Origin of the sequence: Rubrivirga sp. (genome assembly GCF_049648075.1) — a bacterium.
Taxonomy (GTDB): Bacteria; Bacteroidota; Rhodothermia; order Rhodothermales; family Rubricoccaceae; genus Rubrivirga.
On record NZ_JBARYR010000134.1, the window covers coordinates 1 to 2,885 of the forward strand.

The following is a 2,885-nucleotide window of genomic DNA, read 5'->3' on the forward strand; positions in this document are numbered from 1 at the left end:
CGCCGCGACGGCGGCCGGGTGCGTGAACGGCGCCCGCGTCGGGCTCCGGTGCCAGAGCGCGTCGAGGTCGGCGGGGGAGGGCAGAGGTCGGGGGGCTAGCTTGCCCGAAAGGTACCCGCCCGACTCGTGCTCTCAGATTTCCCCCCGCCCGGCGCGATGCCCATCGGCCTGATCGGCGGGACCGGTCGCAGCGGGACGACGGCGTTGCGCGACGCGCTCGCGCTCCACCCGGACGTGCTCGCGTTCCCCGAGCTCCGTTTTTCGATTGACCCCGACGGGCTCACCGATGTCTACCGGGCCTTCCGCGACGGCTGGAGCCCGTACCACGCCGACGTGGCGCTCCGTCGATTGCGCGCGCTCCTCGAGGCCGTGGCCCAGGACTCGCCTTCGGCACTGCCGGGCCGTGTCGCACGGAAGCTCGGCCTCGATGAGAAAGCTGGCCGGCAGGCCGTCCCGGCGTACCACGGGCACCGCGCCCTCGAGGTCTGCCCGACGTTTCTGGAGCGCGCCGAGCAGCTTCTGGCCGACCTCGAGGGCTACCGCTACGTCGGCGCCTGGACCGGCACGCCCGGCGGGGCCCGCGCCGAGGTCCGCGTCGGAGGCCCGTACGAGCGTGACGATCTCGCCTCGATGCTCGGCGGATTCTGGCGGGCCGTCGCCGCCGACAGCCTCGAGGTCGCGGGCCGGTCCTACTTCCTCGACAAGCAGACGTGGTCCATCCTGTGGGCCGAGGACATCTTCGACCTGCTGCCGACCGCCCGGCTCGTCCACGTCGTCCGCGACCCGCGCGACGTCGCGGCCTCGACGGCGACGATGCGCTGGGGGCCGTCGGACCCGCTTCTCGCCGCGCGCTGGACCGCCGACCTATTGGGCCGATGGGCCGAGATCCAGCCGCGTCTTCCCGCCGACCGCGTCCTCGAGGTGCGTCTCGAAGACCTGGCCGACGGCGGCCTGCGCCGTGTCGTGGACTTCCTCGGCCTCGAGTGGAGCGCCGTCCTCGAGGGCGCGAGCTTGTCCCGAACGAGAGAAGGTCGTTGGAAGCGGGACCTCGGCAATCAGTCGGGCGCCGTCGCGGAGAGACTCGCTCCGTTCGTGGAGCGGTATGGCTACGAGCCGGCGTAACGCGTCCTCGAGGTCGGACCGGGCGACCCACCGGGTCGCCCCTACCACGGATCGAGGTCGTGCACAGATCGAGGTCGCCGTCCGTCCTCGAGGTCGCCGTGCGGCTTCCCGTGCCCCTTGCCGCGTCCCTCTAGCCCCACCCTGGCTCCGCCGGGTCTTCTCCGGCTCGTCACCGGACGCGAGCACGCGGCCTCGAGGGCGGGCGTTAGCCTTTGGTAGAGACAAGGGACCCCGGCTGGCGCGGAAACGCCCAGCCCCAGGCTCCTCCCGAAAGGGGCTCCGCAGGTGCGGGGACGAGCGTGGACCGGACCGAGCAAGACTCGAGGCTGAGGCCATCCCGCTTTTCCCACGACCCCGCACAGCGGACCCATGACTTTTTCAGACCTCTCTCTGCGCCCCGAGTTGGCGCAGACCGTGGCCGACCTCGGCTACTCCGAGCCCACTCCAATCCAGGAGGGCTTAATCCCCGTCCTTCTGACCGGCCGCGACGCCATCGGCCAGGCCCGGACCGGAACCGGCAAGACGGCCGCCTTCGCGCTGCCGCTGCTCAACAAGCTGGCCGAGAGCGACCAGCGCGGCACCGTCCGCGCCCTCGTCCTGTGCCCGACGCGCGAGCTCGCCGTCCAGGTCTCGAGCGCCGTCTACACCTACGGCCAGGCGCTCGGCATCCGCGCGCTCCCGATCTACGGCGGCCAGGCGTACCACAAGCAGACCCGCCGCTTGCGTCAGGGCGTCGACATCGTCGTCGCGACACCGGGCCGGTTGGTGGACCTGCTGAACCAGGGCCTGATCGACCTGTCGAACGTCGAGACCGTCGTCCTCGATGAGGCCGACGAGATGCTCTCGATGGGCTTCGCCGACGACCTCGAGGCGATCCTGAAGACGACGCCGACCGAGCGCCAGACGGCCGTCTTGTCGGCCACGCTCCCGAACCGGATCCGCCAGATCGCTGGCACCTACCTCCGTGACCCGGAGACGATCGCCGTCGCCTCGGGCGACCGGACCGCTGCCGACATCACGCAGCGGGCATTCCTCGTCAACGGCCGCGACAAGCTCAACGCGTTGGTTCGCCTGCTCGAGACCGAGGACGTGACGAGTGCACTCGCGTTCGTCAAAACGCGCGCCGGCTGCTCCCGCTTGGCGAGCGAGCTTCAGGACCTGGGCTACGCCGCCGAAGCGATCTCGGGCGACCTGAGCCAGGGCCAGCGGACGGCCGTCCTGGGTCGGTTCAAGAACAAGCAGATCCAGATCCTGGTCGGCACTGATGTCGCGGCCCGCGGGCTCGACATCGACCACGTCTCGCACGTGTTCAACATCATGCTGCCCATCGACGCCGAGGCCTACGTGCACCGCGTCGGCCGGACGGGCCGCGCTGGGCGCGAAGGGACGGCGTTCTCGCTCGTCGCACCGTCCGAGCGCGGGCTGCTCAACCGGATCGAGCGCTACGCCAAGCGCCGCATCGAGTACGCCGAGCTGCCGTCCGTCGAGGACGTCCAGGCCGTCCGCGACCAGCGTCTCATGTCCGCGATCCAGTCCGGCCTCGAGGACGCGACCGACCGCGACAAGGCGCTCGTCGTCGATCTCGTGGCCGAGGGCCAGGACCCGATGGCGATCGCGACCGCGGCGCTCGCCGTGGCCCGCGCGGCGCGCAAGGAGGCACCGCTGCCGCACATCCACAGCCCGAACGACCGTCGTCCGAACCGCCGCGACCACGGCGGACACCACCAGCACAAGGCCGACCGCAACGGCCGCGAGCAGGGCTT

General features: G+C 71.3%; 2 protein-coding genes. Both read left to right on the top strand.

Annotation, left to right across the window (positions count from 1 at the left end):
* The first annotated feature begins 126 nt into the window (after positions 1 to 126).
* The gene (locus WBA11_RS03840) at positions 127 to 1,122 is read left to right on the top strand and encodes a sulfotransferase family protein (protein ID WP_424519403.1); all 996 of its coding nucleotides are present in this window, start codon (positions 127 to 129) and stop codon (positions 1,120 to 1,122) included.
* Between the two features lie 369 nt (positions 1,123 to 1,491).
* On the top strand, positions 1,492 to 2,885 hold a 1,394-nt coding region (locus WBA11_RS03845; RefSeq protein ID WP_424519404.1), incomplete at its 3' end, for a DEAD/DEAH box helicase.